8 protein-coding genes are annotated in these 6635 nt (G+C 34.7%); 5 read left to right on the forward strand and 3 right to left on the reverse strand.

Translation table 11 applies throughout. The features are described from left to right. Positions 1-144 precede the first annotated feature (144 nt). Entirely contained in the window at positions 145-2007 is a 1863-nt protein-coding gene (locus H8B04_RS16525; protein ID WP_190303042.1) for a CocE/NonD family hydrolase, read from the reverse strand. A gap of 227 nt (positions 2008-2234) precedes the next feature. On the opposite strand from H8B04_RS16525, the gene H8B04_RS16530 reads away from it, so the two are divergent. The 4 genes from H8B04_RS16530 to H8B04_RS16545 all read left to right on the forward strand — a co-directional run bounded on the left by H8B04_RS16530 (position 2235) and on the right by H8B04_RS16545 (position 4406). Continuing rightward, complete coding sequence (locus H8B04_RS16530) at positions 2235-2741, forward strand: RNA polymerase sigma factor (RefSeq protein WP_206366779.1); 507 nt, start codon at positions 2235-2237, stop codon at positions 2739-2741. Further along, positions 2719-3369, forward strand: coding sequence for a hypothetical protein (locus H8B04_RS16535; protein ID WP_190303043.1), 651 nt, complete (start codon positions 2719-2721; stop codon positions 3367-3369). Before H8B04_RS16530 ends, H8B04_RS16535 begins: the two co-directional genes overlap by 23 nt. A 3-nt stretch (positions 3370-3372) precedes the next feature. Continuing rightward, positions 3373-3855 (forward strand): DUF4252 domain-containing protein, encoded by a 483-nt coding sequence (locus H8B04_RS16540; RefSeq protein ID WP_223815481.1) that lies wholly within the window; start codon positions 3373-3375, stop codon positions 3853-3855. Between the two features lie 80 nt (positions 3856-3935). Continuing rightward, a complete protein-coding gene (locus H8B04_RS16545) occupies positions 3936-4406 on the forward strand; it encodes a DUF4252 domain-containing protein (RefSeq protein ID WP_223815482.1) in 471 nt (156 codons plus the stop codon). A gap of 76 nt (positions 4407-4482) precedes the next feature. Here H8B04_RS16545 and sucD read toward each other — a convergent pair whose 3' ends face one another. Together sucD and H8B04_RS16555 are read right to left on the reverse strand one after the other, a co-directional pair. Next, the gene (gene sucD / locus H8B04_RS16550; protein WP_165290189.1) at positions 4483-5355 is read right to left on the reverse strand and encodes a succinate--CoA ligase subunit alpha; all 873 of its coding nucleotides are present in this window, start codon (positions 5353-5355) and stop codon (positions 4483-4485) included. Positions 5356-5437: 82 nt separating this feature from the next. After that, entirely contained in the window at positions 5438-5968 is a 531-nt protein-coding gene (locus tag H8B04_RS16555) for an RNA methyltransferase (protein WP_190303044.1), read from the reverse strand. 193 nt (positions 5969-6161) lie between these two features. Here H8B04_RS16555 and rpsT point away from each other — a divergent pair, with 193 nt between their 5' ends. Then, positions 6162-6416 carry a 30S ribosomal protein S20 gene (rpsT, locus tag H8B04_RS16560; RefSeq protein ID WP_165290191.1) on the forward strand — a complete coding sequence of 85 codons (255 nt, stop codon included), beginning with the start codon at positions 6162-6164 and terminating at the stop codon, positions 6414-6416. Positions 6417-6635: the final 219 nt, after the last annotated feature.

Below are 6635 nucleotides of genomic sequence, written 5' to 3' on the forward strand. Positions count from 1 at the left end.
CTTAATATTGATTGTGACGATTTAAAGTATAAATCAATACAAGTCTTCTTAAATGTTAAATTGTATTTTACTTTTCTTTCCATAAAAAATGCCCCCAGAAAGTGTCTAACTTTTTGGGGGCAGTGCAGATTGAATCCCTTTTGTTTATAATGTACTGAATGAAATACTACTCGAATTGTTTTTATCAAAATAAAGTCGATGCGTATTCTTAATGAAATCCTCCTCTTTAGCTTTAAAAACATCAATCATTTGATTGGGATTTCTATCTACTAGTGGGAACCACGTATGTTGAATTTGAATCATCAATTTATGTCCTTTTTTGATGGTATGAGCTACATCAGGTAAGGTAAATTTCACTGTAGTAATTTCATTAGGTTTAAAAGCTTTTTCTTTATCAAACCCCTCACGGAATCTTCCTCTCAATACTTCACCACGAATCAACATTTGATAGCCTTTCATTACGACTTTCTCCGAAAGAGGAGATGTCGAATTTGTAGCATCTGGGTAGACATCTATTACTTTCACAATAAAATCTGCATCAGTGCCGGTCATCGAAACCTTCAGATCAGCAGTAATAGGCCCAGCCAAAGTTAAATCTTCTTCCAAAATATCTGTTTCAAAAACCAAAACATCCGGTCTATTGGCTACAAAACGTTGATCGGCAATCATGTATTCACGTGTACGCTCTGTAATAATTCCTTCTTGAAAAGGTACAGGTTTGTTAGGATCTGAAATATATTCTGTATAAGCATTATTATTTTGAGGTTGAGCTGTACTTAACTTTTGATTTTGTTTCAAATAATAAGTTTTTGTTGAAGTTTCCTTAGGAGGCCATTGTGCAAAGGTTTTCCATTCGTTGGAACCAGAAAAATAAATATTAGCTTCAGCAGCTTTAAAATCTCCCTTACCTTTCAAATAATAATCAAAAAATGGAAGTTCAAACTTTTCTTGATAAGTAAGACTTGTTTTCTCTCCGAAGCGAATATCTCCAAATGAATCTCCAGCTGAACGAACCCATCCACCGTGAAACCAAGGACCGATAACCAAAATATTGTTATTGACTTTATTTCTTTGCTCTATTTGTCTGTATGTTTCAAACGCACCATAGGTATCCTCTGCATCAAAAGTTCCACCTACGATCATTACAGCTGGTTTTACATTATTCACATAGTTCGTGATTGTTCTGCTGCTCCAAAAGGTATCTAAAGTCTGGTGCTTGGCAAGATCATCCCAAAATTTTACGGTATGTCCTAAATACTCATCTTTTAATTTGCCTATAGATGGATTTTGCAAGAAGAATTTGTAGTAGTCTTTTGAGATTAGGTTAAATCCTTTAGGCGCATCAGCATTGGTCATCGGTTTTGGTCTTGGAGCATCGAAGGTATACATGAAGCGGAAAGCATCCATTAAAAATAAAGCACCTCCATGACGAAAATCGTCACCAATAAACCAATCCGTTACAGGAGCCTGTGGAGAAACAGCTTTTAATGCTGGATGTGAATCTACTAAAGCTACAGTAGAATAAAATCCAGGATAGGAAATACCATACATACCCACTTTGCCATTGTTGTTTTTTAATTTTTTCACCAACCAATCAATAGTATCGTAAGTATCCGTACTCTCATCGATTTTTGCTTTGTTATCTTTAGAACGTGTAGGTCTAATATTCTCAAAAACACCTTCACTCATCCATTTACCGCGTACATCCTGATACACGAAAATGTATTTCTCTTTCGCCATCTGCGGAAAATTTCCCAATGAACTTTTGTATTTGTCTTCGCCATAAGGAGCTAAGGTATAAGGAGTACGATTGAGTAGGATAGGATATTTCTGAGATTTATCTTTTGGAGTATAAATGGATGTAAATAACTTCACGCCGTCCCGCATGGTGATATACTCTTCGGTCTTGTCATAATTCGCTTTAATATATTCTTCATCTACTTCTTGCGCATAGCCTTTGAGTAGTATAAACACAAAGAGAATGCAAAATAAGAACTGTTTTTTCATCGGATTATTTCTATTTTAGATTAGATAACTAAAGTTATTCTTTTTTGATAAAAGATGGTAATAAAATACATAATACTACCAAAGCCTATTCTCACTACAAATAAATAATAATATTTTTAAATGGTTAATAATCAATGTGTTAATATTTAATTCTATTTTTTTTTCAATTTCCATGTAATAAAAGCTTAACACAATCTGTCTTGTTATTAAATAAGCGTTATTAATCTATGATGAATCAAGAAACCTTTAAAAATACGGTGTTTGTTCTGAAGGACAAGTTGTACCGATTTGCGAATAGGTTTTTAGAACATCAAGAAGATGCTTACGATTTAGTTCAAGAAGTGATGTTGAAACTTTGGGAGCAGCGCAGTCAATTGGAGCGTATACAGAATGTGGAAGCTTTTTCGATGCAGATGGTCAGAAATTTAGCGTATAACAAAGTAGATAAATTAGGTAGACAAGCTAAATATTTAAACCAATTGCCAGCCGATATTCAACCCGAACAATATCCTTCGCTAACAAAAGAATTGGTGCTGAAAATGATAGATGCACTGCCCGAAAAGCAAAGATTGGTCATGTATCTGCGAGATATCGAAGAGTATGAAATTATTGATATAGCAGAAATGGCACAATTGGAAGAAAATGCAGTTCGCGTCAACTTATCAAGAGCTAGAACAACTGTTAGAGAAAACTTAACTAAAGTGTTTGAGTATGAAAAGAGAAGAATTGGATAAGCTGATAGAAAAGTATTTTGCAGGAAATACTTCGCTAGAAGAGGAGCGTCGATTGAAAGAATTGGAAAATGAGGAATTCTTTAATTCCTTAAAAGAACCAGCTGAAAAAATGGACTGGGATTTTGAATCTTTCTTAGAAAAGACAAACGAAGTAGAGGAGGATGTGAAGCAAGCAAAAGTAATTCCATTAAAACGTAGAATTATGCTGTTTACAAGTATTGCAGCTTCTTTATTGTTGGGTTTCTTTTTTGTGCAACAATTGATAATTAGAAATACAGTTAAGATTGAATCACATATAGCTTATCAGCAAACCGAAACAAAAGAAACTGTTGATAATTATAACTCAGTCAAAGATGAAACGCCAAAAGAAGAAACAATAGCTGATCCAATAAAAAAAGTTTATGCACCTGCACAATTGGCTTCAGTCAAAAAAGTAGAAAGAAAAGCTCAAGTAGTTGAAACAGTAGAGCCAGAAGATGAGATGTATGTAGAGATTAACGGTGTTCGAATTTATGATGAAGAAAAAGCTTTAGAAATAACAGAAACGGCACTTCACCTCGCGACATCAAATCTCAAAAAAGGAATGGAAGGAGTAGAAAATATTAAATACCTTAAAATAGAAATATAGATTATGAAAGCAATGAAAACCATATTAGTACTTATCAGTCTGTTCGTATGCAGTATGACACAGGCTCAGATCTCCAAATTGGATCAAATATTCGAGCAGTATAAAGAGCACAAAGGTGTGACTTCTATAAAAATCGGCAAACCAATGTTCAAAATGTTGAATAAGATGAAGATGAGCGATTCGGATTTGGAAACCATCAAGCCTTTGTTGAGTAAAGTGAATTCCATTAAGATGTTGATTTTTGAAAATGCAGGATCTTCCATTCAAAATGATGTAAGCTCAGCGATTCGAAATTTAAAATACGAGGAATTGATTGCCATAAATTCAGAAGGAAATAATATCAAGTTTTTAGCAGAGAATGTGGATGGTGATTTCTTGAGTAATTTGTTATTAAGTATAAATTCTGGAGATGGCGAAACGATCTTTATGATATTGGATGGTGCTTTGAAATATGATGATCTTAATGCACTTGTGAGCAAAAATTAATACTAACATTTAATTACTATATCATGAAAAGCCTACGAATTATACTTCTTTTACTCTTAGTGTGGAGCATGCAAAGTTGCATGATCAAAAGAGGATCAAATATGGAGTTTGCTAAGAAATCAGACTTCTCCAATGATGCAGAAATTGTATCAATCAATGTACCACGCATACTCATGAAATCTTTTATCATTGGCAAGATGAAAGAACTTAAAGAAGATGATCCAGCATTAGCCATGGCCATCAAAAAGATTAAGAAAATCAAATTTATGGCTGTGTCGGGTGCTACTACCACTAATCTATCCGATAAATTCAACAGCTACTTAGCTAAAAACAATTTTGAGGAATTAATGAGTTTATACAGCGAGGGTGCAAGAATTACTATCAATACGAAAATGAAAGGTGACAAAGTTAAGAATATCATGTTGGGTATCAAAGATAGTGAAGATCATGTTTTCGTGGATATTAAATCAGATTTGGATATCAATGAACTGAATCGTTTGATAGAAGAATACGAAGATAAGAAAGAACAAAACGCTTCGATTGTACAATAGATCAGAAATCTTTTCAAAACAAAAAAGGAGACTCTTTCGAAGTCTCCTTTTTAATACATTGTATATATTGAAAATATTATTTAGCTAATTCTTCAGCGATAGCTTTACCGATCTCAGCAGGAGATTCCACTACGCGGATACCACACTCACGCATGATAGCCATTTTAGCAGCAGCAGTATCATCAGCACCACCTACGATCGCACCAGCGTGACCCATACGGCGTCCCGGAGGCGCAGTTTGACCAGCGATGAAACCAACTACTGGTTTTGTACCGTTTTCTTTGATCCAACGAGCAGCTTCAGCTTCCATACCACCACCGATTTCACCAATCATGATGATACCTTCAGTTTCTGGATCGTTCATTAATAATTCTACAGCTTCTTTAGTTGTAGTTCCGATGATAGGGTCACCACCAATACCGATAGCTGTAGTGATACCTAAACCAGCTTTCACAGTTTGATCTACTGCTTCGTAAGTCAATGTACCTGATTTTGAAACAACACCTACTTTACCTTTTTTGAAGATAAAACCTGGCATGATACCAATTTTAGCTTCTTCAGCAGTAATGATACCAGGACAGTTAGGGCCGATCAAACGAGAATTTTTGTCACTCAAGTAAGATTTTACTTGAATCATATCTTTAGTAGGGATACCCTCTGTAATACAAACGATTAATGCGATTCCAGCAGCAGCAGCTTCCATAATAGCATCTGCAGCAAATGCTGGTGGAACGAAAATAATAGAAACATTAGCACCTGTAGCATCTACAGCATCTTGTACTGTATTGAATACTGGACGGTCTAAGTGAGTTTGACCACCTTTACCAGGTGTAACACCACCTACAACTTGCGTTCCGTATTCAATCATTTGAGACGCGTGATAAGTACCTTCTGTTCCAGTGAAACCTTGAACGATAACTTTTGAATCTTTATTTACTAATACACTCATTGTTCTAATTTTTAGCAGAGCAAATCTACTATTTTGTAACGACTTCTGGAAATAATGCTTACTCTATTCGGTCTTTTTTTTATTAAAACTTTATTTTCTTCAGGATATCCCAAAGTACGATCCCGATAGTTACGGATACGTTAAATGAGTGTTTAGTACCGAATTGCGGAATTTCGATGCAGCCGTCTACCTGTTCTATGACTTCTTCATCCACACCATGGACCTCATTGCCGAAAACGAATGCGTATTTGTCGTTTTCCGATATTTCAAATTGCTCTAAAGAAACAGAACCTTCTGCTTGTTCGATAGCCAGGATTTTATAACCTTGCTCTTTTAATGCTTGAACGGCATCTGTCGTTTCTTTATAATGTGTCCATTGTACGGATTGCGTAGCGCCTAAAGCCGTTTTTTCGATTTCGCGGTGTGGAGGCGTGGCTGTGATACCACATAGAATGATTTGCTCGATAGCGAATCCATCAGCCGTACGAAAGGCAGATCCTACATTGTGCATACTGCGCACATTATCCAATACTATAGTAATAGGTGTTTTTTCTAATTCTTTGAAGGATTCAATATCAACTCTATTGAGTTGGTCCATAGACAATTTTTGCATGATGCAAAAATACTTAATTTTAGCTTTAATAAAGATGTTAGATAAATAACTGCTATATTTTGTTTATCTTTGCAGAGTAATTAAAGGATTCGGATAGAAACTTGAAAATAGATTTTGAATATTGAATAATACTCGTTATTTTTGCAATCCGAATTTAATATAAAAAGTATTATAAAATATATAGCTAATAGAAATGGCAAATCATAAATCAGCGATTAAAAGAATTAGAGCTAACGCTGCGAAGCGTTTAAGAAACCGTTACCAAGCAAAAACAACTCGTAACGCAATCAAAAAATTACGTAATACAACTGACGCTACTGAAGCGAAAGCATTATTACCACGTGTTGTTTCTATGCTTGATCGTTTGGCTAAGAAAAACGTTATCCACAAGAAAAAAGCTTCTAACAACAAATCTAAATTAACTAAATTAGTTAACAAGTTAGGTTAATCTTCGGATATTAAGATATAGAAGGATACAGCAATGTGTCCTTTTTTTATTTGCATCTTATTTTTGGTTGATAAAAAAAGGCTCGATTAATTTGCACTGCCCCCAAAAAGTTAGACACTTTCTGGGGGTATTTTTATGGAACGAAAAGTCAAATATGATTTAACATTTAAACTTAAGTGTGTTAAATTAGTTGAGGAAAAACATCATTCAGTCACATCG

Source organism: Sphingobacterium litopenaei (assembly GCF_014692495.1).
GTDB lineage: Bacteria > Bacteroidota > Bacteroidia > Sphingobacteriales > Sphingobacteriaceae > Sphingobacterium > Sphingobacterium litopenaei.

Coding starts and splice junctions, on each gene's coding strand:
- H8B04_RS16525 (WP_190303042.1), bottom strand. CDS start 2,007: ATGAAAAAACAGTTCTTATTTTGCATTCTCTTTGTGTTTATACTACTC.
- H8B04_RS16530 (WP_206366779.1), top strand. CDS start 2,235: ATGATGAATCAAGAAACCTTTAAAAATACGGTGTTTGTTCTGAAGGAC.
- H8B04_RS16535 (WP_190303043.1), top strand. CDS start 2,719: ATGAAAAGAGAAGAATTGGATAAGCTGATAGAAAAGTATTTTGCAGGA.
- H8B04_RS16540 (WP_223815481.1), top strand. CDS start 3,373: ATGAAAGCAATGAAAACCATATTAGTACTTATCAGTCTGTTCGTATGC.
- H8B04_RS16545 (WP_223815482.1), top strand. CDS start 3,936: ATGATCAAAAGAGGATCAAATATGGAGTTTGCTAAGAAATCAGACTTC.
- sucD (WP_165290189.1), bottom strand. CDS start 5,355: ATGAGTGTATTAGTAAATAAAGATTCAAAAGTTATCGTTCAAGGTTTC.
- H8B04_RS16555 (WP_190303044.1), bottom strand. CDS start 5,968: ATGCAAAAATTGTCTATGGACCAACTCAATAGAGTTGATATTGAATCC.
- rpsT (WP_165290191.1), top strand. CDS start 6,162: ATGGCAAATCATAAATCAGCGATTAAAAGAATTAGAGCTAACGCTGCG.